Annotated in this window: 23 protein-coding genes and 2 pseudogenes; 8 read left to right on the top strand and 17 right to left on the bottom strand. The window is 55.4% G+C overall.

What is annotated here, in order from left to right; all coding sequences use genetic code 11:
• Positions 1–3 precede the first annotated feature (3 nt).
• The gene (gene merD, locus SK33_RS24310; RefSeq protein WP_001277466.1) at positions 4–369 is read left to right on the top strand and encodes a mercury resistance co-regulator MerD; all 366 of its coding nucleotides are present in this window, start codon (positions 4–6) and stop codon (positions 367–369) included.
• On the top strand, positions 366–566 hold the full coding sequence (merE, locus tag SK33_RS24305) for a broad-spectrum mercury transporter MerE (RefSeq protein ID WP_022652206.1): 201 nt from the start codon (positions 366–368) through the stop codon (positions 564–566). Before merD ends, merE begins: the two co-directional genes overlap by 4 nt.
• A gap of 138 nt (positions 567–704) precedes the next feature.
• Here the strand turns inward: merE and SK33_RS24300 are convergent, their stop codons facing one another.
• From SK33_RS24300 to SK33_RS24275, 6 genes and pseudogenes are all read right to left on the bottom strand, one after another.
• Entirely contained in the window at positions 705–1,565 is an 861-nt protein-coding gene (locus tag SK33_RS24300; RefSeq protein WP_000027057.1) for a broad-spectrum class A beta-lactamase TEM-1, read from the bottom strand.
• 182 nt (positions 1,566–1,747) lie between these two features.
• Positions 1,748–2,065, bottom strand: a pseudogene (locus tag SK33_RS24295) (recombinase family protein); the annotation flags it as partial.
• Positions 2,066–2,264: 199 nt separating this feature from the next.
• Positions 2,265–3,089, bottom strand: a complete 825-nt coding sequence (locus SK33_RS24290) for an oxacillin-hydrolyzing class D beta-lactamase OXA-9 (RefSeq protein ID WP_000722315.1) — start codon at positions 3,087–3,089, stop codon at positions 2,265–2,267.
• A 59-nt stretch (positions 3,090–3,148) separates the two neighbouring features.
• Complete coding sequence (gene aadA1 / locus SK33_RS24285) at positions 3,149–3,937, bottom strand: ANT(3'')-Ia family aminoglycoside nucleotidyltransferase AadA1 (protein ID WP_001206315.1); 789 nt, start codon at positions 3,935–3,937, stop codon at positions 3,149–3,151.
• Positions 3,938–4,006: 69 nt separating this feature from the next.
• The gene (locus SK33_RS24280; RefSeq protein ID WP_014454105.1) at positions 4,007–4,561 is read right to left on the bottom strand and encodes an aminoglycoside N-acetyltransferase AAC(6')-Ib'; all 555 of its coding nucleotides are present in this window, start codon (positions 4,559–4,561) and stop codon (positions 4,007–4,009) included.
• Positions 4,562–4,794: 233 nt separating this feature from the next.
• On the bottom strand, positions 4,795–5,352 hold the full coding sequence (locus tag SK33_RS24275; RefSeq protein ID WP_001217881.1) for a recombinase family protein: 558 nt from the start codon (positions 5,350–5,352) through the stop codon (positions 4,795–4,797).
• Positions 5,353–5,515: 163 nt separating this feature from the next.
• Between SK33_RS24275 and SK33_RS24270 the strand changes: the two are divergent.
• Positions 5,516–6,415: pseudogene (locus SK33_RS24270) on the top strand (DUF4158 domain-containing protein); the annotation flags it as partial.
• A 51-nt stretch (positions 6,416–6,466) separates the two neighbouring features.
• Here SK33_RS24270 and tnpR read toward each other — a convergent pair.
• On the bottom strand, positions 6,467–8,182 hold the full coding sequence (tnpR, locus tag SK33_RS24265) for a Tn3-like element Tn4401 family resolvase TnpR (RefSeq protein WP_004152391.1): 1,716 nt from the start codon (positions 8,180–8,182) through the stop codon (positions 6,467–6,469).
• A gap of 109 nt (positions 8,183–8,291) precedes the next feature.
• Here tnpR and tnpA point away from each other — a divergent pair, with 109 nt between their 5' ends.
• The 4 genes from tnpA to SK33_RS24245 all read left to right on the top strand — a co-directional run bounded on the left by tnpA (position 8,292) and on the right by SK33_RS24245 (position 14,497).
• Positions 8,292–11,321 carry a Tn3-like element Tn4401 family transposase gene (gene tnpA / locus SK33_RS24260; protein ID WP_004152392.1) on the top strand — a complete coding sequence of 1,010 codons (3,030 nt, stop codon included), beginning with the start codon at positions 8,292–8,294 and terminating at the stop codon, positions 11,319–11,321.
• A gap of 106 nt (positions 11,322–11,427) precedes the next feature.
• Positions 11,428–12,453, top strand: a complete 1,026-nt coding sequence (gene istA / locus SK33_RS24255) for an IS21 family transposase (RefSeq protein ID WP_004199214.1) — start codon at positions 11,428–11,430, stop codon at positions 12,451–12,453.
• On the top strand, positions 12,450–13,229 hold the full coding sequence (gene istB / locus SK33_RS24250; protein WP_004152394.1) for an IS21-like element ISKpn7 family helper ATPase IstB: 780 nt from the start codon (positions 12,450–12,452) through the stop codon (positions 13,227–13,229). Before istA ends, istB begins: the two co-directional genes overlap by 4 nt.
• Positions 13,230–13,615: 386 nt before the next feature.
• Entirely contained in the window at positions 13,616–14,497 is an 882-nt protein-coding gene (locus SK33_RS24245; RefSeq protein ID WP_004152396.1) for a carbapenem-hydrolyzing class A beta-lactamase KPC-3, read from the top strand.
• A 249-nt stretch (positions 14,498–14,746) separates the two neighbouring features.
• Here the strand turns inward: SK33_RS24245 and SK33_RS24240 are convergent, their stop codons facing one another.
• Together SK33_RS24240 and SK33_RS24235 are read right to left on the bottom strand one after the other, a co-directional pair.
• Entirely contained in the window at positions 14,747–16,066 is a 1,320-nt protein-coding gene (locus tag SK33_RS24240) for an IS1182-like element ISKpn6 family transposase (protein ID WP_004152397.1), read from the bottom strand.
• 147 nt (positions 16,067–16,213) lie between these two features.
• The gene (locus SK33_RS24235) at positions 16,214–16,819 is read right to left on the bottom strand and encodes a recombinase family protein (RefSeq protein ID WP_000509966.1); all 606 of its coding nucleotides are present in this window, start codon (positions 16,817–16,819) and stop codon (positions 16,214–16,216) included.
• 94 nt (positions 16,820–16,913) lie between these two features.
• Between SK33_RS24235 and SK33_RS24230 the strand changes: the two genes are divergently transcribed.
• Positions 16,914–19,811, top strand: coding sequence for a Tn3-like element Tn5403 family transposase (locus SK33_RS24230; protein WP_004206881.1), 2,898 nt, complete (start codon positions 16,914–16,916; stop codon positions 19,809–19,811).
• Here the strand turns inward: SK33_RS24230 and SK33_RS24225 are convergent.
• The 8 genes from SK33_RS24225 to SK33_RS24190 form a co-directional block, all read right to left on the bottom strand.
• A complete protein-coding gene (locus SK33_RS24225; protein ID WP_228745493.1) occupies positions 19,808–20,308 on the bottom strand; it encodes a hypothetical protein in 501 nt (166 codons plus the stop codon). The genes SK33_RS24230 and SK33_RS24225 overlap by 4 nt on opposite strands.
• Before the next feature lie 49 nt (positions 20,309–20,357).
• A complete protein-coding gene (locus SK33_RS24220; RefSeq protein WP_032610397.1) occupies positions 20,358–20,537 on the bottom strand; it encodes a hypothetical protein in 180 nt (59 codons plus the stop codon).
• Positions 20,538–20,552: 15 nt separating this feature from the next.
• A complete protein-coding gene (locus SK33_RS24215) occupies positions 20,553–21,758 on the bottom strand; it encodes a hypothetical protein (protein ID WP_015063155.1) in 1,206 nt (401 codons plus the stop codon).
• 152 nt (positions 21,759–21,910) lie between these two features.
• Positions 21,911–22,141, bottom strand: a complete 231-nt coding sequence (locus SK33_RS24210) for a hypothetical protein (RefSeq protein ID WP_022652194.1) — start codon at positions 22,139–22,141, stop codon at positions 21,911–21,913.
• A 409-nt stretch (positions 22,142–22,550) separates the two neighbouring features.
• The gene (locus SK33_RS24205; RefSeq protein ID WP_022652193.1) at positions 22,551–22,943 is read right to left on the bottom strand and encodes a hypothetical protein; all 393 of its coding nucleotides are present in this window, start codon (positions 22,941–22,943) and stop codon (positions 22,551–22,553) included.
• A 527-nt stretch (positions 22,944–23,470) separates the two neighbouring features.
• Positions 23,471–24,544 (bottom strand): competence protein CoiA family protein, encoded by a 1,074-nt coding sequence (locus SK33_RS24200; protein ID WP_022652192.1) that lies wholly within the window; start codon positions 24,542–24,544, stop codon positions 23,471–23,473.
• Between the two features lie 291 nt (positions 24,545–24,835).
• A complete protein-coding gene (locus tag SK33_RS24195; protein ID WP_015063153.1) occupies positions 24,836–25,477 on the bottom strand; it encodes a hypothetical protein in 642 nt (213 codons plus the stop codon).
• 176 nt (positions 25,478–25,653) lie between these two features.
• Positions 25,654–25,866, bottom strand: a complete 213-nt coding sequence (locus SK33_RS24190) for an Hha/YmoA family nucleoid-associated regulatory protein (protein WP_022652191.1) — start codon at positions 25,864–25,866, stop codon at positions 25,654–25,656.
• Between the last annotated feature and the right edge of the window lie 22 nt (positions 25,867–25,888).

The raw sequence follows: 25,888 nt of genomic DNA, 5'->3' as shown, positions 1-25,888 counted from the left end.
TCAATGAGCGCCTACACAGTGTCCCGGCTGGCCCTTGATGCCGGGGTGAGCGTGCATATCGTGCGCGACTACCTGCTGCGCGGATTGCTACGGCCGGTCGCGTACACCACGGGCGGCTACGGCTTGTTCGATGACACCGCGTTGCAACGGCTGCGCTTTGTACGGGCTGCCTTCGAAGCGGGTATCGGCCTGGACGCACTGGCGCGGCTGTGCCGGGCGCTGGATGCTGCGGACGGTGACGGTGCGTCTGCGCAGCTTGCCGTGTTGCGGCAACTCGTCGAGCGTCGGCGCGAGGCCCTGGCCAGCCTCGAAATGCAACTGGCCGCCATGCCAACCGAACCGGCACAGCACGCGGAGAGTCTGCCATGAACAGCCCAGAGCACTTGCCGTCTGAGACGCACAAACCGATCACCGGCTACTTGTGGGGCGCGCTGGCCGTGCTCACCTGTCCCTGCCATTTGCCGATTCTCGCCATTGTGCTAGCCGGCACGACGGCCGGCGCGTTCATCGGGGAGCACTGGGGTATTGCAGCCCTCACGCTGACCGGCTTGTTTGTCGGGGTCTGACGCTCAGTGGAACGAAAACTCACGTTAAGGGATTTTGGTCATGAGATTATCAAAAAGGATCTTCACCTAGATCCTTTTAAATTAAAAATGAAGTTTTAAATCAATCTAAAGTATATATGAGTAAACTTGGTCTGACAGTTACCAATGCTTAATCAGTGAGGCACCTATCTCAGCGATCTGTCTATTTCGTTCATCCATAGTTGCCTGACTCCCCGTCGTGTAGATAACTACGATACGGGAGGGCTTACCATCTGGCCCCAGTGCTGCAATGATACCGCGAGACCCACGCTCACCGGCTCCAGATTTATCAGCAATAAACCAGCCAGCCGGAAGGGCCGAGCGCAGAAGTGGTCCTGCAACTTTATCCGCCTCCATCCAGTCTATTAATTGTTGCCGGGAAGCTAGAGTAAGTAGTTCGCCAGTTAATAGTTTGCGCAACGTTGTTGCCATTGCTGCAGGCATCGTGGTGTCACGCTCGTCGTTTGGTATGGCTTCATTCAGCTCCGGTTCCCAACGATCAAGGCGAGTTACATGATCCCCCATGTTGTGCAAAAAAGCGGTTAGCTCCTTCGGTCCTCCGATCGTTGTCAGAAGTAAGTTGGCCGCAGTGTTATCACTCATGGTTATGGCAGCACTGCATAATTCTCTTACTGTCATGCCATCCGTAAGATGCTTTTCTGTGACTGGTGAGTACTCAACCAAGTCATTCTGAGAATAGTGTATGCGGCGACCGAGTTGCTCTTGCCCGGCGTCAACACGGGATAATACCGCGCCACATAGCAGAACTTTAAAAGTGCTCATCATTGGAAAACGTTCTTCGGGGCGAAAACTCTCAAGGATCTTACCGCTGTTGAGATCCAGTTCGATGTAACCCACTCGTGCACCCAACTGATCTTCAGCATCTTTTACTTTCACCAGCGTTTCTGGGTGAGCAAAAACAGGAAGGCAAAATGCCGCAAAAAAGGGAATAAGGGCGACACGGAAATGTTGAATACTCATACTCTTCCTTTTTCAATATTATTGAAGCATTTATCAGGGTTATTGTCTCATGAGCGGATACATATTTGAATGTATTTAGAAAAATAAACAAATAGGGGTTCCGCGCACATTTCCCCGAAAAGTGCCACCTGACGTCTAAGAAACCATTATTATCATGACATTAACCTATAAAAATAGGCGTATCACGAGGCCCTTTCGTCTTCAAGAATTTTATAAACCGTGGAGCGGGCAATACTGAGCTGATGAGCAATTTCCGTTGCACCAGTGCCCTTCTGATGAAGCGTCAGCACGACGTTCCTGTCCACGGTACGCCTGCGGCCAAATTTGATTCCTTTCAGCTTTGCTTCCTGTCGGCCCTCATTCGTGCGCTCTAGGATCCTCCGGCGTTCAGCCTGTGCCACAGCCGACAGGATGGTGACCACCATTTGCCCCATATCACCGTCGGTACTGATCCCGTCGTCAATAAACCGAACCGCTACACCCTGAGCATCAAACTCTTTTCATGATATATCTCCCAATTTGTGTAGGGCTTATTATGCACGCTTAAAAATAATAAAAGCAGACTTGACCTGATAGTTTGGCTGTGAGCAATTATGTGCTTAGTGCATCTAACGTTCAAGGTGAGCGGACTCGCGCGGCTTTATGCGCGAGGTCCGCTCGAGCGCAGGGTTATGCATCTGCTCTCGATGACGCCACATATCATTTGTTACCCATCAACACGGGTAATTCCACGAGAATATCCTCTCGTGCTTTAGACCCGCCGGGAATATCGGACTTTTCCTTTCCTATTTCCAATCGGGCGAAAACAACTTGCCGTCCGTTTTTTTCAGCCCAGCCCACGAACCAGCCCTGCGGACGACTTTCATTTATCTTGCCGTTATTGTCCCGAAGCCAGCCGCTGCCGCTTTTTCCATGTACAGCCCATCCTTCGGCTGCCTGGTACTGCGGGATTGTGGCATACGCCATGTCATAAGCCGCTTCGGATACAGGCAGCTTATGCGCGACAAAGCGTAGAAGAAACTGAATTTGCTCCTTGGGAGATATGGTGAGCGACGACATCAGCCATGACTGGGTCAAGCCGTTATGCTTCCCCGAGTCACCGGAAACATCTTGATTACCGTACTCAAATTTCTTTACGTATTCCGTGAACCGATCAACTCCCAGACGGCTTGTTAATTGCTGCGAGAACCAGACAACAGAGTCGCTTTGCCATAGCGCCGGATAGACTTGTTTGTATGTGCGATCTCTCGGAGACGGGTTGTATTCCGGCTTCAATTCCCACGTAGGTGATTTTGGCGACTGCAAGATTCCACTATCAAACCCCATGATTGCCAATGGAAGTTTAAAAGACGAGCACGGAGACACACGACGGGCACATTCTCCGGTCTCATATAAGGTATTTCCGGTAATGGCGTCTGCGATGATGGTGCATTTAAGCGTTTCAACCTCATCAGAAGCCACGGAACTGATTGGGAGAGTGGCGGAAACGAACACCAACATATGCAGCAGCAAAATTTTTTTCATCAAGGTATCCTTCATTGCTCCGCTGTGCGCTTAATAGGTGCATAACTTTGTTTTAGACATTATTTGCCGACTACCTTGGTGATCTCGCCTTTCACGTAGTGAACAAATTCTTCCAACTGATCTGCGCGCGAGGCCAAGCGATCTTCTTGTCCAAGATAAGCCTGCCTAGCTTCAAGTATGACGGGCTGATACTGGGCCGGCAGGCGCTCCATTGCCCAGTCGGCAGCGACATCCTTCGGCGCGATTTTGCCGGTTACTGCGCTGTACCAAATGCGGGACAACGTAAGCACTACATTTCGCTCATCGCCAGCCCAGTCGGGCGGCGAGTTCCATAGCGTTAAGGTTTCATTTAGCGCCTCAAATAGATCCTGTTCAGGAACCGGATCAAAGAGTTCCTCCGCCGCTGGACCTACCAAGGCAACGCTATGTTCTCTTGCTTTTGTCAGCAAGATAGCCAGATCAATGTCGATCGTGGCTGGCTCGAAGATACCTGCAAGAATGTCATTGCGCTGCCATTCTCCAAATTGCAGTTCGCGCTTAGCTGGATAACGCCACGGAATGATGTCGTCGTGCACAACAATGGTGACTTCTACAGCGCGGAGAATCTCGCTCTCTCCAGGGGAAGCCGAAGTTTCCAAAAGGTCGTTGATCAAAGCTCGCCGCGTTGTTTCATCAAGCCTTACGGTCACCGTAACCAGCAAATCAATATCACTGTGTGGCTTCAGGCCGCCATCCACTGCGGAGCCGTACAAATGTACGGCCAGCAACGTCGGTTCGAGATGGCGCTCGATGACGCCAACTACCTCTGATAGTTGAGTCGATACTTCGGCGATCACCGCTTCCCTCATGATGTTTAACGTTTGACATGAGGGGCGGCCAAGGGCGCCAGCCCTTGGACGTCCCCCTCGATGGAAGGGTTAGGCAACACTGCGTGTTCGCTCGAATGCCTGGCGTGTTTGAACCATGTACACGGCTGGACCATCTGGGGTGGTTACGGTACCTTGCCTCTCAAACCCCGCTTTCTCGTAGCATCGGATCGCTCGCAAGTTGCTCGGCGACGGGTCCGTTTGGATCTTGGTGACCTCGGGATCATTGAACAGCAACTCAACCAGAGCTCGAACCAGCTTGGTTCCCAAGCCTTTGCCCAGTTGTGATGCATTCGCCAGTGACTGGTCTATTCCGCGTACTCCTGGATCGGTTTCTTCTTCCCACCATCCGTCCCCGCTTCCAAGAGCAACGTACGACTGGGCATACCCAATCGGCTCTCCATTCAGCATTGCAATGTATGGAGTGACGGACTCTTGCGCTAAAACGCTTGGCAAGTACTGTTCCTGTACGTCAGCAAGTGTCGGGCGTGCTTCTTCTCCGCCCCACCACTCGACGATATGAGATCGATTTAGCCACTCATAGAGCATCGCAAGGTCATGCTCAGTCATGAGGCGCAGTGTGACGGAATCGTTGCTGTTGGTCACGATGCTGTACTTTGTGATGCCTAACTTTGTTTGGAAATGTTGAATACTCATACTCTTCCTTTTTCAATATTATTGAAGCATTTATCAGGGTTATTGTCTCATGAGCGGATACATATTTGAATGTATTTAGAAAAATAAACAAATAGGGGTTCCGCGCACATTTCCCCGAAAAGTGCCACCTGACGTCTAAGAAACCATTATTATCATGACATTAACCTATAAAAATAGGCGTATCACGAGGCCCTTTCGTCTTCAAGAATTTTATAAACCGTGGAGCGGGCAATACTGAGCTGATGAGCAATTTCCGTTGCACCAGTGCCCTTCTGATGAAGCGTCAGCACGACGTTCCTGTCCACGGTACGCCTGCGGCCAAATTTGATTCCTTTCAGCTTTGCTTCCTGTCGGCCCTCATTCGTGCGCTCTAGGATCCTCCGGCGTTCAGCCTGTGCCACAGCCGACAGGATGGTGACCACCATTTGCCCCATATCACCGTCGGTACTGATCCCGTCGTCAATAAACCGAACCGCTACACCCTGAGCATCAAACTCTTTTATCAGTTGGATCATGTCGGCGGTGTCGCGGCCAAGACGGTCGAGCTTCTTCACCAGAATGACATCACCTTCCTCCACCTTCATCCTCAGCAAATCCAGCCCTTCCCGATCTGTTGAACTGCCGGATGCCTTGTCGGTAAAGATGCGGTTAGCTTTTACCCCTGCATCTTTGAGCGCTCTGATCTGAATATCGAGGGACTGCTGGCTGGTTGAGACCCGCGCATAACCAAAAATTCGCATAAAAATGTACCTTAAATCGAATATCAGACACGATGTGTCTATTATGCCAAAATGACGATTTAATGGACACTCAAACGAAGCCGTTTTACTATGTCTGATAATTTATAACATTTCGTACGGTTGGAAAAATGTTACTAAATGCCCGTCAGGCAGGGAGGCCGATATGCCCGTTGACTTTCTGACCACTGAGCAGACTGAAAGCTATGGCAGATTCACCGGTGAACCGGATGAGCTTCAGCTGGCACGATATTTTCACCTTGATGAAGCAGACAAGGAATTTATCGGAAAAAGCAGAGGTGATCACAACCGTCTGGGCATTGCCCTGCAAATTGGATGTGTCCGTTTTCTGGGCACCTTCCTCACCGATATGAATCATATTCCTTCCGGCGTCCGGCATTTTACCGCCAGACAGCTCGGGATTCGTGATATCACCGTTCTTGCAGAATACGGTCAGAGGGAAAATACCCGCCGTGAGCATGCAGCGCTGATACGTCAGCACTATCAGTATCGTGAATTTGCCTGGCCCTGGACATTTCGCCTTACCCGTCTTTTATATACCCGGAGCTGGATAAGCAACGAACGTCCTGGCCTGCTTTTCGATCTGGCGACAGGGTGGCTTATGCAACATCGTATTATTCTCCCCGGAGCCACTACGCTGACCCGGTTGATTTCAGAGGTAAGGGAAAAGGCGACGTTGCGCCTGTGGAACAAACTGGCACTGATACCGTCAGCCGAACAGCGTTCACAGCTGGAGATGCTGCTGGGGCCAACTGATTGCAGCCGCCTGTCTTTACTGGAATCACTGAAAAAGGGCCCTGTGACCATCAGTGGTCCGGCGTTTAATGAAGCAATTGAACGCTGGAAAACTCTGAACGATTTTGGCCTGCATGCTGAAAACCTGAGTACACTCCCGGCTGTGCGCCTGAAAAATCTCGCACGTTATGCTGGTATGACTTCGGTGTTCAATATTGCCAGGATGTCACCGCAGAAAAGGATGGCGGTTCTGGTTGCCTTTGTCCTTGCATGGGAAACGCTGGCGCTGGATGATGCATTGGACGTTCTGGGGTTCTAAGCGGGAATCCCAGAAAATTCCGTCATTCCGTATGATGAAAATTCAGTCGACTCCTCGCTTGACGTGACGAGCGCCAAAAGCCTGCCGCATCTGCCTGGCGCGCTCGAGCTCATCGCCATGCAAATACATCGACGTCGTGGCGATCGACGCATGGCGTAGGTTGTCGCGCACCGCGGTGAGCTGAGCTCCCCGGGCCAACGCATGGCTGGCATGACTGTGACGCATCCAATGAGGCGTGGCACGGCGCAGCTTTTCGGCGGCGACCGGATGATCGGCCTCAATGGCCTCAGCGGCTTGCGTAAAGAATCTTCGCAACACGCACCAAAGGTGAGGGCCGGTGATGCCGGCATTACCGTCTTCCCCAAGACTGCCCACCAGGGGCGTTTTCGGATTCCACCGTTCCCGGCTGACTGGCAGTTGACGCTGTGCCAAGTATTGGTCCAGCGCCGTATACGCGAGCGGCGGCAAGGCCACCTTACCTGGTTTGCCACCTTTGCCAACCAAATGCAGCCAGTGGTCACCGTGCTCGTCGAGGCGGACATTACCCAGGACGGCGCCGACCAGTTCGCTAGCGCGCAGGCCCGTGGCATAGCCGAAGTCGAGCATGAAGCGCAGGCGTTGTGCTGCCGGCTCGGACCAGCCGTAGGACCATTCCAGGCCGTCTGCAATGGCGCGCAGCAGTAGCCATTCTCCCTCGGTAAAGCCTCGCGCCGTATCCAGTGCGGGCCGCAAGGCGTGACCGCGTACCTTGACGCCGGCGAAAGGGTTGGCCAGCACATAGCGCTGCTCGATGAGCCACCGGAACAGCGCCGAGAGCACCGTCAGCGCATACGCTGCCGAGCGTGCGGACAAGCCGCCCGAGAAGGGGCGCCATTCCACCGAATCGCGTGGTCGAGGTGGCCCCACCCAACGCTCGCGCGGGGTCGGGTGCCGGACAAAGGCCCGGTACGCGATTGCATCGTCCGTGGTCAGGGATGATAGCGCCCGTCCGCGTTCGACGATGGCCCACAGGATTAGCCGCGCAGCCTCCTTGCGATAGGCGCGCTGTGTGGCGACAGTCTCGTGCAGCGCCAGCCAGGCCTGCACGGCCTCGTAGTCGTTGGTCGCATTCAGCGTGCAAGCGTTGCGCGGGGCCCGGAAATTGCCCTGCGAGCCGTCGACTTCGTTCGGCAGACGCAACTGCTCCCACGGCACGATGCCGCTGGGCTGAATAATCGGGATCAGGGCCCGGGCGCGCTCGGTGAGCTGCGGATGTGCGGCAAAGAAAGCCTCGACCTGCCGGGCGCCTGTCATGCCGAGTCCCTCGATGGCTTTCCACCAGCCACGCCGGCGGGGAATGCGCACGGTCAGCGCCGAGAGGGTGTGGATACCGTACGCCTGCAGTGCCCTGACGGTCCTCGGAGACAGCCACTGGTCGATGCTGTCGCTGATCTGGGGCTTCGGCGCCGGCAGCGTGGGCAAGAGCCGGATCGCGCGTTCGACGGCACCCGCGCGCCCCTGTCGCTCTTCGGGGGCGTGCTGGAACACGTCGGCCAGATCCGGCCGGTGGCGGCTGTTGGCGAAAACGATGAGCTGGCGGCGGATATGCCCCAGCATCCCTCGCGCTGATTGACCGGCGGCCTTGCGTGCCGCCAGGTAGTGTTCAACGGCCGCGCGAGAGCTGAGTCCCGCGTACCAGCCGCGCAAGGCAGCCAGCGAATCCGCATCGGGAAAGCCGACTGGGGTAGAACTCGAAGCCGTAGTCTGGCCCGTTTTCATATGGACAGGTTGCGATTCGAAAAGCGAGTAACGCGATAATAACGATTATTTCAGTAGAATCGAAAATGCCCCATGTTTCTACGAAACCTCAAGATAGCAAGAACGGGCCATGAGCAAGAAGAACAAGCTACTCAGCGTCCTATCCGACGCCGAACAGGAGGCCTTGTATGGCCTGCCGGAGTTCGATGATGCGCAGCAGCTGGAATATCTGGCTGTGACAGAAACCGAGTTGGCGCTTGCCAACAGCCGGCCCAGTCTTCATGCCAAGGTCTATTGCCTCTTGCAGATCGGCTACTTCAAGGCCAAGCATGCCTTCTTCAGTTTCGACTGGGACGAAGTCGAGGACGATTGCGCTTTCGTGCTGAGCCGCTATTTCCACGGCGAGGTGTTCGAACCCAAGGCGATCACCAAGCATGAACGCTACACCCAGCGCGAGCAGATCGCCAAACTATTCGGCTACTGGCCGTGGTCGGCCGCCTTCCTGCCGCAGCTCGAGCAGCAGGCCGCACGGACCGTGCGGCGTGACGTAACGCCGGGGTTCGTCGCCGCCGAGCTGATCGTCTGGCTCAATGAGCACAAGATTATCCGGCCCGGCTATACGACCTTGCAAGAGTTGGTCAGCGAAACGCTATCCGCCGAGCGCCGGCGCCTGGGCAATCTGCTGGAGCAAGCGTTGGACGAATCTGCCAAGGCCGCGCTGAGCCAGCTTCTGGTCCGTGATGACACCCTGTCGCAACTGGCGGCGCTCAAGCAGGACGCCAAGAATTTCGGCTGGCGCCAGATGGTCCGCGAGCGCGAAAAGCGCGCCACGCTGGAGCCGCTGCACGCAATCGCCAAGACACTGCTGCCTAAACTCGACGTCTCGCAGCAGAACCTGCTGTACTACGCGAGCCTGGCAAACTTCTACACCGTCCACGACCTGCGCAATCTGAAGGCCGATCAGACCCAACTCTACCTGCTGTGCTATGCCTGGGTACGCTACCGGCAGCTCTCCGACAACCTGGTCGATGCGATGGCGTACCACATGAAGCAGTTGGAGGACGAAAGCAGCGCTGGTGCCAAACAATCCTTTGCCGACGAGCAGGTGCGCCGTCAGCAGGAAACGCCGCGGGTAGGCCGCCTGCTGTCACTCTACGTTGATGATAGCGTGGCCGATCCCACGCCCTTCGGCGAGGTGCGGCAGCGCGCCTACAAGATCATGCCTCGCGATACGCTGCAAACCACGGCGCAGCGTATGAGCGTGAAGCCGGCGAGCAAGCTGGCCTTGCAGTGGCAGGCGGTGGACGGGCTGGCCGACCGCATGCGCCGCCATCTTCGTCCACTGTACGTTGCGCTCGACCTCTCCGGCTCCAATCCAGACAGTCCATGGCTTGCCGCGCTGGCCTGGGCCAAAGGTGTTTTTGCCAAGCAGCAGCGGCTGTCGCAACGGCCACTCGACGAGTGGCCCGCGGCGACACTTCCGAAACGCTTGCGGCCGTACCTGCTGACCTTCGACGCCGACGGTAAACCAACCGGCCTGCACGCTGACCGCTACGAGTTCTGGCTGTACCGCCAGATCAGGAAGCGTCTCCAATCGGGTGAACTCTACCTCGACGACAGCCTGCAACACCGGCACTTCTCAGATGAACTGGTTGAGATGGACAGGAAGATCGATGTGCTCGCAAAAATGGAGATCCCCTTCCTGCAGCAACCCGTCCATGCCCAACTCGATGCGCTGACTGCCGAACTGCGCACGCAGTGGCTGGCGTTCAACCGCGAGCTGAAACAGGGCAAGCTGACGCACCTCGAATACAACAAGGACACGCAGAAACTGACCTGGCGCAAGCCCAAGAGCGAGAATGAGAAAGCGCGCGAAAAGGCATTCTACGAGAAGCTTCCGTTCTGCGACGTGGCCGACGTGTTTCGCTTCGTCAACGACGAGTGCAAGTTTCTGTCGGCGTTCACGCCCATGCAGCCGCGCTACGCGAAGAAGGTCGCCGACGCTGACAGCCTGATGGCGGTCATCATCGCGCAAGCGATGAACCACGGCAACCACGTCATGGCGCGCACCAGCGACATCCCGTACCACGTGCTGGATAGCGGCTACCAGCAGTACCTGCGCCAGGCAACGCTGCACGCGGCCAACGACTGCATCAGCAACGCCATCGCCACGCTACCGATCTTCCCATACTACTCGTTCGACCTCGAAACGCTGTACGGTGCCGTCGACGGGCAGAAATTCAGCGTCGAACGGCCGACCGTGAAGGCGCGCTATTCGCGCAAGTACTTCGGGCGCGGCAAGGGCGTGGTCGCCTACACGCTGCTGTGCAACCACATCCCGCTCAACGGCTACCTGATCGGCGCGCACGACTACGAGGCCCACCACGTGTTCGACATCTGGTATCGCAACACGTCGGACATCATGCCGACCGCGATCACCGGCGACATGCACAGCGTCAACAAGGCCAACTTCGCCATCCTGCATTGGTTTGGCCGGCGGTTCGAGCCGCGCTTCACCGACCTCAACGCGCAATTGAAAGAACTCTACTGCGCTGACGATCCAGCACAGTATCAGGCGTGCCTGATTCGGCCAGTCGGGAAAATCGACTGCGATCTCATCCATCGCGAGAAGCCGAACATCGACCGGATCGTCGCCACACTCGGGCTGAAGGAAATGACGCAGGGCACGCTGATCCGCAAGCTGTGCACCTACACCACGACGAACCCGACGCGGCGCGCGATCTTCGAGTTCGACAAGCTCATCCGCAGCATCTACACGCTTCGCTACCTGCGCGATCCGCAACTGGAACGCAACGTGCACCGCTCGCAAAATCGCCTCGAGTCCTACCATCAGCTACGCTCGGCCATTGCCCAGGTCGGCGGTAAGAAGGAACTGACCGGTCGCACCGACATTGAAATCGAGATCAGCAACCAGTGCGCACGGCTGATCGCCAACACGATCATTTTCTACAACTCGGCAATCTTGTCGCGGCTGGTGACCAAGTACGAGGCGGCCGGCAACAGCAAGGCGCTGGCACTCATCACAAAAATTTCGCCTGCGGCATGGCGGCACATCCTGCTCAACGGGCACTACACCTTTCAAAGCAGCGGCAAGACGATCGATCTCGATGCGATCGTCGCAGGCCTGGAACTGGAGTGACGGAATTTTCAGCGGTTCCGTGTTAGCAGCAGTGTAAAACTGACCCACCCCAGCGAAGTAAAACTGATCCACCTGGGCTAGTTTGGCGGCCTTTTCGAGGCCGTCGATGTTGACCCAGGAGCAAACCGTGGAAATCAGAGTTCTTGCCCGACAGGGCCACTCCATCCGGCACATCGCCCGCACGTTGGGGGTCTCGCGCAATACCGTGCGCCGCTACCTCCGCGATCCGTCGGTAGCGCGATACCAGCCCCGTGAACCACGCCCCACCAAACTGGGGCCATTTGAATCTTATCTGCGGCAACGGGTCGAGCAGGCCCACCCCATCTGGCTGCCTGCCACCGTCCTGAATCGGGAAATCCGCGCTCAAGGGTATGGCGGCGGTCTCTCGTTATTGCGCGCCTTCCTCGCCACGCTCAAGCCCGCCCGCCGCGAAGCAGGTCCGGCCGTCCGTTTCGAGACCGAGCCCGGACGGCAGTTGCAGGCTGATTTCGTGGTCTTGCGCCGGGCCAGATCCCCCATGTCGGCCTTCGTCGCCACGCTGGGATACAGCCGCATGACGTTTGTCACCTTCGTACCGGACGAATCCTTCGAGTCCGTGCGGGACTCCCTGTTGCTGGCTTTTGACTATCTGGGCGGTGTGCCCCGCGAGGTGTTGTTCGACAACATGAAGACCGTGGTGCTGGAACGCGATGCCTACGGTGACGGCAAGCACCGTTTTCACCCCGGCTTGCTTCAACTGGCCGATGACCTGGGGTTCCGGATCCGGCTGTGTCGCCCGTATCGGGCCCAGACCAAAGGCAAGGTCGAGCGCTTCAATCGCTACTTCCGCGAGAGCTTCTACAACCCGTTGCTGACCCGGATGAAGGGCACGGGGCTGCTGCTCGATTGTGCTGCTGCCAACCGACGCGTCCGTGACTGGTTGGCAGACGAGGCGAATGTGCGGGTCCACGCCACCCTGAACGAGCGCCCCATCGACCGTTGGCGGCAGGAGCGGGAACACCTGCAACCCTTGCCATCCCGTGTGCGGCGCGACGAGGCCCCCCTGCTGGATAACAGTCTCCGCCCGGTACCACTGGAATCTCTCCAGCACCCACTGTCTGTCTATGACGCAATTGGGGAGGCCTGCCGATGAACCTCCAGCATGAGCGGATCGACGCCCTGTGCCAGCAACTCAAACTCGAACGGGTGGCAACGCATTACCCCGTCCTGGCGCAGCAGGCGGTGCGCGAGGACTTCAGCTTCACCGACTTCCTGGAACACCTGTTGCGGCATGAAGCGGGGTGTCGCCAGCAGCGCAGCCGCGAACTGCTGACGCGGATGGCTTGCTTCCCGGGCATCAAGACCCTGGAGGACTATGACTTCAGCTTCAACCCCGGCGTGCCCAAGGCACTGGTGCAGGAGCTGGGCAGTCTGGCGTTTGTCGAACGGGCCGAGAACGTGGTGCTGATCGGACCCTCTGGCATCGGCAAGACCCACCTCGCCATCGCCTTGGGTTACAAGGCCGCGCAAGCCGGGGTCAAGACACGCTTCATCACGGCAGCCGACCTGATGCTGCAACTGAGCACGGCGCAGCGACAAGGGCGGCTGAAGGAATACTTCAACCGCGCCATCCTCGGTCCACGGCTGCTGGTGATCGATGAGATCGGCTACCTGCCTTTCGGACGCGAGGAAGCGAACCTGTTCTTTCAGGTGGTGGCGAAGCGCTATGAGAAAGGGGCGATGATCCTGACCTCGAACCTGCCGTTCAGCCAGTGGGCCGACGCGTTTGCCGGCGATACCACCCTGACAGCCGCGATGCTGGATCGGCTGCTGCACCATGCCCATATCCTGACCCTGAGCGGCGAAAGCTACCGCTTGAAGGACAAGAGGAAGGCGGGAGTGGTCAGGAAAAATTCCAAACCCGAATGATCCAGGTGGGTCAGTATTACTTTGGTGATTCAGGGGTAAAGTGGGTCAGTTTTCAGTTGGTGTTGACACCGGCGTACCCTCGGTGCTATCTTCGCGCCCCAATAGTCGGGGCTTGGCCAGGACTTCCTGAGGCCGTCCGTAACGTGGATGCCGAGGTCAGGCGAGGTGGCCGACCCATGAACGCCGACCTGATTCGTTTTTCAATAGCGCTGGACGTTGTGGTGCCAGGGACTTACCAACCCGATGTGTGCCCATCCGGGGCAGTTACAGCCGTTACAGCCTCTGGAGAGGGAGCGGCTTGCCGCTCGGTGATAATCCCAGCTGTAGCGGCCTGATTACATCCGGCCGCTACACCTAGCTCCACCTTCAAACAAGGAATATCGTTGATGTCACTGTATCGCCGTCTAGTTCTGCTGTCTTGTCTCTCATGGCCGCTGGCTGGCTTTTCTGCCACCGCGCTGACCAACCTCGTCGCGGAACCATTCGCTAAACTCGAACAGGACTTTGGCGGCTCCATCGGTGTGTACGCGATGGATACCGGCTCAGGCGCAACTGTAAGTTACCGCGCTGAGGAGCGCTTCCCACTGTGCAGCTCATTCAAGGGCTTTCTTGCTGCCGCTGTGCTGGCTCGCAGCCAGCAGCAGGCCGGCTTGCTGGACACACCCATCCGTTACGGCAAAAATGCGCTGGTTCCGTGGTCACCCATCTCGGAAAAATATCTGACAACAGGCATGACGGTGGCGGAGCTGTCCGCGGCCGCCGTGCAATACAGTGATAACGCCGCCGCCAATTTGTTGCTGAAGGAGTTGGGCGGCCCGGCCGGGCTGACGGCCTTCATGCGCTCTATCGGCGATACCACGTTCCGTCTGGACCGCTGGGAGCTGGAGCTGAACTCCGCCATCCCAGGCGATGCGCGCGATACCTCATCGCCGCGCGCCGTGACGGAAAGCTTACAAAAACTGACACTGGGCTCTGCACTGGCTGCGCCGCAGCGGCAGCAGTTTGTTGATTGGCTAAAGGGAAACACGACCGGCAACCACCGCATCCGCGCGGCGGTGCCGGCAGACTGGGCAGTCGGAGACAAAACCGGAACCTGCGGAGTGTATGGCACGGCAAATGACTATGCCGTCGTCTGGCCCACTGGGCGCGCACCTATTGTGTTGGCCGTCTACACCCGGGCGCCTAACAAGGATGACAAGTACAGCGAGGCCGTCATCGCCGCTGCGGCTAGACTCGCGCTCGAGGGATTGGGCGTCAACGGGCAGTAAGGCTCTGAAAATCATCTATTGGCCCACCACCGCCGCCCTTGCGGGCGGCATGGATTACCAACCACTGTCACATTTAGGCTAGGAGTCTGCGCGGCAGAGCCGTGTGACCGGTTTTCTGTAGAGCACTGACGATGGCGGCGGCGCTCTCTGCAATTGGCAAGGCGTCGGCGCCAAGGATACCAATCTTGCGGCGCGCGGCGTGTTATGACGACTGGGGTGCATTTGAGCCGCCCCATTTAACCTTCGCCCTCACAGATACGCCATTCGCCTCAGATTTAGCGCCATGCAGACGAGCTTCCACTCGGCTTGCACCTTGTCCAGGCCCCTCATGCTGAACTGACGCAATCCCATCACCGCCTTGATCCAACCATTCGGAGCCTCCACGATCGACTTGCGCCGGCGGTAAGCTGCATCGCCTTGCTCCGTTTTCAATTTCGCCGCAATCGCCGCCGTATGCGGATGGGTCTTGGCATTGACCTTGGCATCTTCACGTCCCTCGCGGCCGAGGGCAACGATGACATCGCCGTGGTGATCGGCGACCTTTGCCAGAACAGCCTCACTACGGAATCCCGCATCCGCCAGCGTCTGGGCCGGCATTTCTCCGGTGTTGGCCTGAACTGCTGCCAGCATGCCCAGCAGCGCCTGACTGTCCGCGGCGCAGTTGGTCAACTCCGCCGCCACGATGATCTGGTGCTCGGCATCGACCGCTGTGTACCCGTTGTAGCTCTGCTCGGAGCCACCACCGGCGTGTTTCATGATCCGGCTGTCCGGATCGGTGAAGCTTTCCTGATCACGGTCATCCGGCACACCAAACTCGCGTTTGTACGAGCCACCGCCCTTGTCCGAGCCATCCGGATGGCGAGGCCGGCGGCCATCGTCTTCGCTGCGCCCCCGGGCCTGGTCCGCTTCACGCTGGCGCGCTTCCAGGCGCGCCTTTGCCGCCTGGATCGCCTCCAGGCGCTTCTCGCGGCGAGAAATCTCGGCAGGAATGTCCAGCTCCGGCTCGTTACGCTCCTGGTCGTCGGTAGCCTTGGCGCGATCAAGCAGCGCCTTGATCTCGCAATGCAATTCGTCCTCGGCCGGCTTCATGCGCTTATAGCTCATCGCCTTGTGGCGGCTGGCGTTGGCTTTTACCTTGGTGCCGTCGACCGCGATCGTGCCAAGCTTCACCAGCCCACATTCGCGCGCCAGTTGCACCACCTGAACGAACAAATTCTCAAGCTCGGTCAGGTGTAGGGCACGGAAGTCACTCAGCGTGCGGTGGGCCGGGAAGTTTCCAGCGGCCAGCACACGCAACGCGACATCCTCGTACAGCTTCCTGGCTAGTTTGCGCGAAGAGAAGACGCCGCTCGCGTAACCATAGATCAGCACTTTGACCATCATCGCCGGATGAAACGGCTGATTGCCCGGACCACCGCCGGCATACCGGGCGTGGAATGCGCTCAAGTCCAGCGTATCGACAGTCTCGCTGATGAAGTAGGCAAGATGCCCTTCAGGTAGCCACTCTCCCAGAGAAGGGGGCAGCAGATAGGATTGGTCGGGTCGGTAAGGAAGGTAACTGGCAGCCATCCCCGTATCGTCCTCGATCTTCCGCCGATTTGGCTTCTGCCGCGCAGGCTCCTAGGCCACCGTAGCTAAACATACGAGAAAAACCGCTTCTTGAGCGCTCTCTGAGACCACCTTGGGGTCGGTTCCGGCTGAGGGCGAAATGACACCCTAAGCGTTAGCTCTGTGTCGTTGCACGATGTCAGCGACGGTATTCTTGCTGATACCGAGCTCGCGTGCGATCCAGCGATAGCTGCGTCCCTCGGCCCTCATCGCAACCACCTTAGGCAAAAGTCGGTCTGATTTTGGTCGCACTCCGGCCTGACGACCAAGCCTCTTACCACGTGCCTTCGCAACAGCAAGGCCTGACTTGACCCGCTCGCTGATGAGATCCCGCTCAAACTCCGCAATGCCGGAAAGAAACGTCGCCAGCATTCGTCCATACGGCGACGAAAGATCGAACGCCATTCCATTCATGGCTATCACGGAAACCTTCCAGTTCTCCAGTTCACGTAGCGTATTGAGCAGATCGAGCGTCGAGCGCCCCCACCGGGAAAGCTCAGTGACCAGGATTGCATCAATTTGTCTGGACTGGGCAAGCGCCAGGACTTTCTTTCGCTCGGCCCGGTCGAGTTTAGTTCCTGAACCTGTTTCCTTAAATATTCCCACCACGTCGTAGCCGGCACGGCCGGCGAAGGCTCGCAGATCAAATTCCTGGCGTTCACAAGACTGATCCGCTGTTGAAACCCGGCAGTAAATGGCGGCACGATGTCCCAATTGAACCCTCCTGGATTTTTGTATCGGAACGCCCTGATTTATATGGGCTGGCTGTTGTCCAAAACAGACTATACTTCAAAAGGGACGAATTTGTATGTCACGACGCCATATTTTCACCGAACGGCAGCGAGCAGCGCTGTTCGATCTGCCCACGGACGAACTGTCGCTACTGAAGTTCTACACGCTGGGCGATGATGACCTGGAAAACATTAGGCAGCGCCGCAGACCGGAAAACAGGATTGGCTTTGCCCTGCAACTTTGTGCCTTACGATATCCGGGCCGTGCACTGGCTCCTGGTGAGATGATCCCGCGTGAAATCCTTTCCTTCGTCGGTGCTCAGCTTGGAGTTCCGGCTGATGCGCTTCTCACTTATGCCACACGGCGCCAAACCCGTCAGCAGCACATGGACACGCTGCGCGAAATTTACGGCTACAAGACCTTCACGGGCCGTGGTGCCCGTGATCTGCGGGAGTGGACTTTCGGCCAGGCCGAAGATGCCAGATCAAACGAGGATCTTGCTCATCGTTTTATTGTGCGGTGTCGGGAAACTTCCACCATTCTGCCCGCAGTATCGACAATCGAGCGCTTGTGCGCGGATGCTCTGGTCGCCGCTGAGCGGCGGATTGAAACGCGGATTGTGGAAAATTTAACAGCGGATGTTCGCGATCACCTGGACAAACTTCTGAGTGAAATGCTCGCCGGCAATATCAGTCGTTTCATCTGGCTTCGCAACTTCGAGGTTGGTAACAACTCGGCTGCTGCTAACCGTTTGCTCGACAGGCTCGAATTTCTGCGTACCCTGAATATCAATCATAGTGCTTTGGCCAGCATACCTGCCCATCGCATTGCCCGGCTGCGTCGGCAGGGTGAACGCTACTTCACCGACGGTTTGCGTGACATCACTTCGGACCGCCGCTGGGCGATCCTTGCCGTCTGTGTTGTGGAGTGGGAAGCGGCGATTGCTGATGCCATAGTCGAAACCCATGACAGGATCGTAGGAAAAACCTGGCGGGAAGCGAAGCGCCAGCATGACGAAACAATTTCCGGCTCTAAAGCCACACTCGCGGATACGATCCGTACCTTCACCGCGCTGGGAGCTTCGTTGCTTGAGGCCCGCAGTGACGGAACCCCGCTGGAGATGGCTGTCGCCAGTTCGGTTGCATGGGACCGGCTCGCTCAACTGGTAGCGACAGGGACTCAACTCAGCAACACGCTAGCCGATGAGCCTCTTGCATATGTCGGGCAGGGATACCATCGCTTTCGTCGTTATGCGCCCCGCATGTTGCGCTGTCTGAAGCTCGAAGCCGCGCCGGTCGCCGGACCATTGGTAGCAGCAGCTTTGTCGATCGGAGAGATGAAAGGTGTTGCATCGCCAGAAAGGCGTTTCCTGCGGCCCAGCTCCAAATGGAACCGTCATTTACGAGCTCAGGAAAAAGGAGATACCCGTCTTTGGGAAGTGGCGGTACTCTTTCACCTCCGGGATGCTTTTCGTTCCGGAGATGTCTGGCTCGCTCATTCGCGCCGCTATGGTGACCTCAAGCAGGTACTGGTGCCGATGATCGCGGCGCAGGAAAATGCAAAACTGGCCGTGCCTTCCAACCCACAGGATTGGCTGGCAGACAGAAAGGCGCGACTCACGATCGCTCTTAAGCGGCTGGCCCGGGCTGCCCGTAACGGCACTATTCCGCACGGTAGCATAGAAGATGGAACGTTGCGGATCGACAGGTTGACAGCAGACGTGCCGGATGGTGCCGAGGCACTCATACTGGATCTGTATCGCCGAATGCCGTCCGTTCGGATTACCGACATGCTGCTTGAAGTTGATGCAGCCCTTGGTTTCACAGATGCGTTTACCCATCTGAGAACCGGGGCTCCATGTCGCGACCGGATCGGTCTGCTCAACGTCCTGCTCGCTGAAGGGCTCAATCTGGGCCTGCGTAAGATGGCGGAAGCTACAAACACGCATGATTACTGGCAGCTCTCACGCCTTGCCCGCTGGCATGTTGAAAGCGAAGCCATGAACCAGGCATTGGCAATTGTGGTGGCCGCGCAGGGTAAACTGCCGATGTCACGCGTCTGGGGGATGGGCACGTCAGCATCGAGCGATGGTCAGTTTTTCCCGACAGCGCGGCATGGCGAAGCCATGAACATGGTCAATGCCAAATATGGTTCTGTTCCCGGCCTCAAAGCGTATACTCACGTAAGCGACCAGTTCGCGCCATTCGCTTGTCAGTCGATCCCGGCGACCGTGAGCGAGGCACCGTATATTCTCGATGGACTACTGATGAACGAGGTCGGTCGCCATGTTCGCGAACAGTATGCCGATACAGCAGGATTCACCGACCATTTGTTCGGAGCCAGTAGCCTGCTCGGCTACAATCTCGTTCTGCGAATCAGGGATCTGCCATCGAAGCGGTTGTACGTATTTAATCCCGATACGACCCCCAGGGAGTTACGCAAGTTGGTAGGTGGAAAAGCCCGGGAGGATCTTATCGTTGCGAACTGGCCTGATATTTTCCGTTGTGCCGCGACGATGACCGCTGGCAAAATCAGGCCCAGCCAACTCCTGCGCAAGCTCGCTTCTTACCCACGACAAAACAACCTTGCAGTTGCGCTTCGTGAAGTTGGTCGTATTGAACGGACCCTTTTCATTATTGAGTGGATCCTGGATACGGACATGCAGCGGCGTGCTCAGATCGGTCTTAACAAGGGAGAGGCCCACCATGCGCTCAAAAATGCGCTCCGTATCGGGAGGCAGGGGGAAATTCGCGATCGCACGACAGAGGGGCAGCACTACCGAATCGCTGGGCTCAATTTATTGACTGCGGTGATCATTTACTGGAATACCGTCCATCTTGGTCATGCCGTCACGGAGCGGCGGAACGAAGGGTTGGATGTTCCCCCTGAATTTCTTCCCCACATATCCCCATTGGGCTGGGCGCACATTCTACTGACTGGCGAATATCTTTGGCCCAAGGAACCGAAAGCTTAGGGTGTCATTTCGCCCTCAGCCGGAACCGACCCCAGGATGCCGTTCGAAGGGTTGTAGCGCGTCCCATGCTCGATATGAGCCGCTACCAGCACACCACCATTAACCCATCCCGTGACCGCACACCGACCCGCGAAATTCTCAACAAGGAGATTCTTGAATTTTGTCTGCGCTGCGCCGCTCCGCTGGGTCACAAAGCGCTCGCAAGGCTCTCCCTGAATGTCCACGTCAGGTTTTCGCTTCCGTTCGCTGGTGGCGTTCTCAGAGCGTTTTAACGGGATTCGTGGATAAGCCAGATTGTAGGCAGCGCCTGTGGTCATTTGTTCGATAACGGCCGGTGCATATCCATCCGCTTCGAGCTTACGGTAGGCGGCACGGTAGTCCTGCTGGGTTTTCACCGGAAAAATGTCGCCGCCGGTACCGTTACCGGGCGCGGAGATCTGTCGCACATACCGGAATATCTCCGAGCCAATCATCCACCAGCTGTTGTAGTTGAGCATGCAGCTCAGCGACCGTCATAACTTCAATTTGAGTTGTCATCAGATTTCCCTACTGAGTGATATTTAAGCAGGCAAGAACCATCCCACTGCCGAGCAAAACACAGGCCAGAAAGGTCGTACAAAGTTCCCACGCATCTCTGAGTCCTGAGCTGATGGCATTTATTTCATGATCGTCTGCCTGCTCAATGAGCCAGTCGACGTATTCATCGTGCTTTTTGTTAGAATCCATATTGGTTAGTGCTTATCATTTCCGGCCGTTCTGTGTGGCCGTCAGGAGGGTACTACTTACTTTTCTCATCTGACGGAAGGTATCGGAAAGTGTGCTGATCGGATGGCCTTCATTTCCTGCGGCCGCAGAATCACCGGCAACAAATTTCATGGCCACGGATACCTGATACGCCAGCCCAGAAAGAGCGGTATCGAACTGCTGAGCCTCTGAGCCAAAACGATAGGCATCCTCAACCGAGGCTCCTGTCAGCCATGCGTGTGCGATGAGTCTTCCTGTTTTTTCCGGGTTGTCGCGGGACACATTCGAACTGACGGTACTGCCAATAAGGTGATAAAGAAATCCGTCGCACCTCTCAGGGTATTCCCACATCGATTCACAGTACTCGTCATAGGCTCTCTGGATAGCGGCCGGGGACAACATGGACAGCTCCGGGTATATAGCCTGGAATTGCTGGTGGTATTCCGGATCGAGTTCGTCAACGTCACTGGATTTGAGCTCCAGCTGCTCCAGTCCGAACTCTCCCGCCCGGGGCCACAACGAGGCGAAACACTCCGGATTTCCCATGTACGCGCATGTCGCGGCGATAGCGTGGTTCCATTCCCACTCCGCTGATTTAACCTCGTTAAACAAAGATTCGGAAACCGGCGCGAAGCCACTGACAAAATCCGTGTTCCAGAGATGCGTGTAGGCACCGGGATTTTCATACACCGGCACATCCCATTCAGGCCGTGGGGGAAGACGGTCGAGTGTAAAGGGCTGGCGAAGGATCATGGACTGCCCCCGGTAGACAAAATCCCCCTCACCCTCGACAGGATTACCGAGAAGCAATCTGGTCGCATCCGCATTACAGGCGTCACGGTCAGGATATTTCCGGGGCAAATACGCATTGAAATAAGGGTGGTAGATCGCCTGACTATGGTCGGTATTATTGATCTCACGAGAATATGGCGCCGGGAAGACCGACCACTCCTCAATAGCCTCTGAGGCGGTCATTGTTGCCTGCGGAACGAGGTCTAAGGCTGTTGCCAGGTTATGGCCATTCTGTTTCACCAGTTGGACAAGTTTCTCGAACACGAAAACATTATCGCCATATACCTGATAGCTCACACCGGGGATACCGTCTATTGAGCGGAGCCTTTCGCGAATGACATCATCGTTCATATGATGATTGTGGAACTCATCCATACAAAAAAACCTACCAGCAGGTACTTCACGGCTCATAACGAATTCCTCACGGATTATTGAGACTCTACTTCAGACCGGTCTAAAGAGATGAAAGCGATGTACATCATAACATCAGCCAAGTCGGTGACTAATAGGTTGCATGACCTCATCATCAGTGTGAGATGTGCCCCACAGTCGTCTTACCCGTATCAACCTCCCTTGGTAGTTTGATCGGTCATATTGAAAGTCTGTTTGCGCTCTGTTGTAGGGGAAAAACAATCACGCTTTTTGCTTTCGCGCATCAAATGCACAACGCCTTTGCTGGCGTGCCCCAGATCAAACACAACGACCTGTCCAACCTCTATGCCCTGCCCAACCAGCTCCGGATCAATCATCATGACCTGGCCTAAATGCTCTGACTTTTGCTCAGTTCTAAACATAGTAACCCTCTCTTATTAAAAGCTAACGTTTATGGTGTAACTGAACTGGCGACTGCCATGAGTCAACAGCGTCAGATACATCATGAAGTTGCATGTCCTCATCCAACTAGTGCTTGTTAACTACAAAACATCGTGCCCGACATTAACAATGTGCAGCCATCAGTATCACGTATTTGACAATTGTGCCCTGGCAAGGCCGCCCGCGAATTTCGAGTAAACAGGAAGAAAATAAAAAGAAAACAAAGAGTTATAGCCTGATGTATACGCGCCGATCGGGAATCAGGCGAAGCCTGACCGCACGGAAGGGTCTGGCAGGGGGCATTAGGGATGAGGACATGCAATTGTGTTATCACGTCCGCACCAGCTGTCGTGGAAATCATCCCCGGCCGGTTAACCCGGTTTCGGATGTTCACCAGTTTTCCGGGTAGCAAGGCCAGCTCATCCAGACATCGAGCACCTCGGTATCACTGACCGCCGCAGCGTAAATCCCGGCACCCGGGAAGAAATAGACAGGCAGGCTGGCGGCGGGTGACGTGCTGTCATCCGTCAGGGAGCCGACAACCTCATGCGGCCCCCGGAGTAAATCACCCAGGTAGTCATCCGGCCTGATGCCGTTGCGGGATGCAGCCATCTCCACAAACTCCGCCAGCGGATGGCGGGTCGGATAACCCCTGAACACTTCATACGATGGCGAAACACATTCGCCGCTGGTGGACCGCCCCCAGTACCCGGCCAGTTGTTCCGGACCGAGTCCACAGGCATGTTGGGTGACCTGTGCTTTAAACTGTTCGAACGTATTCATTCCTGAAGTCCCTGTAGGGTATATTTGGCAAACCTCCCTGCCAGCGTCACTACCGGCAGGACACCGCATTGTCAGACGCGACCACCGGCTATGAACCGGCAAGACGTCAGTCGCCCGCCAGCCCGGGTGAGGTGGAATACAGTTTACCAGTTCCGGCCGACTGACTTTGCCGCCAGGAGACGCTAATTACACTATTATTGAATCTTTGCATCTTCGATGACCAATATCGCCCCGACGCTGAACGCTACTGGAATGCATCTCTTGCCACGATTGAAAGGATCAAACACACCTACCGCGCAAAAATCCGGAACTCCTGATCCAGTCTTTCGGCCATAACAGCCCAACGCTAATGTATGTCCATTAGCGTTGGGCTGTTATGATGGCTGTGCCAGTTTATATTACCGGACTGATCATGATAGGTACTCTGAGACCATGTAAGAAATGAACAACCCATTACTGCTTAAGGCGAGCAAGTAGATTTTGTTTACGTTTCCATGCCCGCCAGGCCCGTAACTCCCCAGCCCCCTTCAGAGCAATGAGAAATTTGTTGGTCCTTCAGTTGTTGCCACCTTACTGTCTTCGCAGGCCGTCAGGCAGACACTTTTAAGTCGGTGGTTGTAGAGGCCAATACGGGCGATTTCCTGGAGATAATCCCGTTCCTCCATCGTTAGCGACTGCCCTTCCTGTGATTTTGTGATCATGTCCTGCCAGTTCAGCAATTTCTCGTAATTCACATGCTCACTGGTGTCGAGACAATGCAGACGGAAGTAACGTATAAACAGCGGAAATTCATCAGTCTGGGCTATATTGGATGCTCTGACGGTGAGCCGACACAAACAAACGATGGTGTCCTGCTGCATTCTTATCAGCGTATTCATGCTCTGGGGTAAGATGTCCGGCAGCTTCATGTAGCAGTCGGAAAGACGCTGGAGAAGTGGTCCTGCTTCCGCAGGCTCACGGCCCTGATAAACCTTCAGGGGTTCAGTCCCCAGTTCCTGCATCATGGGATGATACAACCACTCTCGTGACTCCGTCTCATCAATGATAATTTTCTCGATACGTTCGCTGTAGGTTCCATCTCGCCTGCCAAGTTGTACCTGACTGATTTCGTATTCTATATCCGGCAGATCGATACGTAATGCTGCTACCATTTCCGAGGGATGGAGATGGTCGAACGTCAGCTTCCCGGCCACGCTGCGATCGGTATCAAGAAACACGGCGACACAGAGGTCGTTAACCTTCACAAACAGATCTGCCGTGGCGCCGAACATGCTTCCGCTGCCGCTTACCTCATCAAGTGGCACCTTCCCGCCTTCATAACCGGCCAGAAGATGCGGGAAACCGAGAAGATGTCTTTCCCGGACAACTTCAATAATTTTTCCCCGAATCGCCTCCATCAAGCCGTCACAATCACCGAAGAGGTCCGTGGTGTGGCTATAGTGCCAGAGTTTGACCTCACCCTGCCTGGCGATCAAATCCGTACGACACCCGGGGCAGATACAGTTGCATGCACTCCCTCTGCTTACTTCCGTGATGTCCAGATACCGTCCAGTTTCGCGATGGAGTCCGAAAGGAATCCCATAGGTATAGCTCTTTCGCATGTTATTTCCCCCGCAGCATACAGACATTCACTATATCGGACGAAAGCAGTATGACATTTCGATAAGAGGTCTTTTTTCATGAGTTTTTAAGTTGCTTTTATTACTGTGGCAGGGGCAAATGGATAAAGCGATGGCAATTCTATGCTGGTAAAAAGCTACTTTTCCGGTTGCCCGTCCCTCCACCAGCAGTGAGACTTATTAATACGGACGGAACCGGAATTAGTGAGCATTCCAACAGTGGGCTCACTTTCAGGACGAAAGCTGATTTAATATAAATACTGGACCCTACATTCAATGCAGTTTGTGTTGATCAATATAACCCATCATAAATTGCATAAGTTCCGGGTCACTCCGGGCAGAAAAAAGTACAGTCACTACGTTTTTCATCGCACTTGTCGCATTGCTGGCGTCAATAGCATTCTTGTCATTTATAATTGCATTATTCCCAATTTTATTAATCTGATTAATTACTTCATCCTCACTGATGCTTGTACTCCGGATTGAATCAAAAATCGGGTAGGCCTGCGCCGCATATTCAGTGAAGCGGACAGCATCAAGGCTCGATGCCAACGCCGCCTTTTCCTGTCGGGAATATACCGCCAAAGCGGTCTGACTCAGCAACTCCGAAGGCGTCTCGCAGGCCGCAGTACTGGTGTTCCCCTGGATCATGCCCATTCTGAAAAAATTCGAGACAACCTTGTTTATTTCATCATTCATTATCTGGCTGAAACCAACTTTTGGGTCTGAGGTAGTGAAATTTGCCCTGTAGTTCTCAAGCGCCAGAGAGGCAACCTCTGCGTTGCCCGTCTGAGTTGCGTTACAGGCGTAACGGTAACCTTCATCCAGTTTTTGACTGAACTCGTTTAGGCTCGCCGCGTTTAAATAAAAGGAGATGAATGGAAGAGTTAAAATTAATAAAGGTTTAATTCCCATGCGTTTTACCACAACAGAGCAAGTAAAGCATTTTAAGTGAAGTTATTACTTTTCTGATTAAACTAATTCCCAGAGGTGGTAATAAATAATTTAATAAATTTATATGTTCAACAGACGATTTCATAAACCTCTTTTTGTTAAACGTCGGCTGTATAATGGTTCCCGGGATTTTCATTTTACTGACGAACCAGGGTCCATACACTGGCGGGGACTTTATCGTAGAGTTTTTTCATTGTCAGTTCAGCTTTTCGATGGTCATATGCCCCGGAAATTTCTAGTGAAACTATACCAACATTCTTTTCACAGAGTCGTTCAAATACTTTTTCCAGTGTGTCAAATGAAGAGCACTTACGAAATTTCATCAAATACGCCTGTTTAGTTTCGGACATGGTCAACCTTAAGTTATTTTCA

This window comes from Citrobacter sp. MGH103 (assembly GCF_001034475.2).
In the GTDB taxonomy this organism is placed as follows: Bacteria; Pseudomonadota; Gammaproteobacteria; order Enterobacterales; family Enterobacteriaceae; genus Citrobacter; species Citrobacter freundii.
Note: the sequence above shows the minus strand (reverse complement) of the source record. Positions and strands in the feature narration are given on the sequence as shown.

Bases quoted from the DNA above. Each gene is read 5' to 3' on its own strand.
- merD (WP_001277466.1), top strand. From the start codon at position 4: ATGAGCGCCTACACAGTGTCCCGGCTGGCCCTTGATGCCGGGGTGAGC.
- merE (WP_022652206.1), top strand. From the start codon at position 366: ATGAACAGCCCAGAGCACTTGCCGTCTGAGACGCACAAACCGATCACC.
- SK33_RS24300 (WP_000027057.1), bottom strand. From the start codon at position 1,565: ATGAGTATTCAACATTTCCGTGTCGCCCTTATTCCCTTTTTTGCGGCA.
- SK33_RS24290 (WP_000722315.1), bottom strand. From the start codon at position 3,089: ATGAAAAAAATTTTGCTGCTGCATATGTTGGTGTTCGTTTCCGCCACT.
- aadA1 (WP_001206315.1), bottom strand. From the start codon at position 3,937: ATGAGGGAAGCGGTGATCGCCGAAGTATCGACTCAACTATCAGAGGTA.
- SK33_RS24275 (WP_001217881.1), bottom strand. From the start codon at position 5,352: ATGCGAATTTTTGGTTATGCGCGGGTCTCAACCAGCCAGCAGTCCCTC.
- tnpR (WP_004152391.1), bottom strand. From the start codon at position 8,182: ATGAAAACGGGCCAGACTACGGCTTCGAGTTCTACCCCAGTCGGCTTT.
- tnpA (WP_004152392.1), top strand. From the start codon at position 8,292: ATGAGCAAGAAGAACAAGCTACTCAGCGTCCTATCCGACGCCGAACAG.
- istA (WP_004199214.1), top strand. From the start codon at position 11,428: ATGTTGACCCAGGAGCAAACCGTGGAAATCAGAGTTCTTGCCCGACAG.
- istB (WP_004152394.1), top strand. From the start codon at position 12,450: ATGAACCTCCAGCATGAGCGGATCGACGCCCTGTGCCAGCAACTCAAA.
- SK33_RS24245 (WP_004152396.1), top strand. From the start codon at position 13,616: ATGTCACTGTATCGCCGTCTAGTTCTGCTGTCTTGTCTCTCATGGCCG.
- SK33_RS24240 (WP_004152397.1), bottom strand. From the start codon at position 16,066: ATGGCTGCCAGTTACCTTCCTTACCGACCCGACCAATCCTATCTGCTG.
- SK33_RS24230 (WP_004206881.1), top strand. From the start codon at position 16,914: ATGTCACGACGCCATATTTTCACCGAACGGCAGCGAGCAGCGCTGTTC.
- SK33_RS24225 (WP_228745493.1), bottom strand. From the start codon at position 20,308: ATGCTCAACTACAACAGCTGGTGGATGATTGGCTCGGAGATATTCCGG.
- SK33_RS24220 (WP_032610397.1), bottom strand. From the start codon at position 20,537: ATGGATTCTAACAAAAAGCACGATGAATACGTCGACTGGCTCATTGAG.
- SK33_RS24215 (WP_015063155.1), bottom strand. From the start codon at position 21,758: ATGAGCCGTGAAGTACCTGCTGGTAGGTTTTTTTGTATGGATGAGTTC.
- SK33_RS24210 (WP_022652194.1), bottom strand. From the start codon at position 22,141: ATGTTTAGAACTGAGCAAAAGTCAGAGCATTTAGGCCAGGTCATGATG.
- SK33_RS24205 (WP_022652193.1), bottom strand. From the start codon at position 22,943: ATGAATACGTTCGAACAGTTTAAAGCACAGGTCACCCAACATGCCTGT.
- SK33_RS24200 (WP_022652192.1), bottom strand. From the start codon at position 24,544: ATGCGAAAGAGCTATACCTATGGGATTCCTTTCGGACTCCATCGCGAA.
- SK33_RS24195 (WP_015063153.1), bottom strand. From the start codon at position 25,477: ATGGGAATTAAACCTTTATTAATTTTAACTCTTCCATTCATCTCCTTT.
- SK33_RS24190 (WP_022652191.1), bottom strand. From the start codon at position 25,866: ATGTCCGAAACTAAACAGGCGTATTTGATGAAATTTCGTAAGTGCTCT.